The sequence below is a fragment of the Rheinheimera sediminis genome, from assembly GCF_004005375.1.
In the GTDB taxonomy this organism is placed as follows: Bacteria; Pseudomonadota; Gammaproteobacteria; order Enterobacterales; family Alteromonadaceae; genus Pararheinheimera.
The window spans coordinates 1-360 of sequence record NZ_RZUF01000096.1 but is presented as its reverse complement, the minus strand read 5'-3'; the positions used below and the strand labels follow the sequence as shown (position 1 = coordinate 360).

Below are 360 nucleotides of genomic sequence, written 5' to 3'. Positions count from 1 at the left end.
TTGTAGTGGTCAAGTATTTCCGGACACTAACTTAGGTTGTTCTGCTATCACTGGCGGTAATCCAGCATTAAAGCTGTGTGGCCGCCTGTGATTGTAATACCCGAGTAAGTAACGGCTAATATCCGATTTAGCCTCTGCCAGATTTTCATATCCAGTTTTTGGTACCCATTCCGTTTTTAAACTACGGAACAAACGTTCAGTGGGTGCATTGTCCCAGCAGTTACCGCGACGACTCATACTTTGCTGTATCTGATAGCGCCACAGTGTTTGTCTGAACGAGAGCGCTGTATATTGGCAGCCCTGGTCAGAATGGAACATCAGGTCTTTTGGCTTCCCACGCTGTTGCCAAGCCATGGACAG

At 47.2% G+C, this 360-nt stretch carries 1 protein-coding gene; it reads right to left on the bottom strand.

Annotated elements, in window-relative coordinates; all coding sequences use genetic code 11:
* Window positions 1-9 precede the first annotated feature (9 nt).
* The coding region (locus EMM73_RS19920; protein ID WP_222422718.1) for an integrase core domain-containing protein at window positions 10-360 on the bottom strand (351 nt) is incomplete at its 5' end.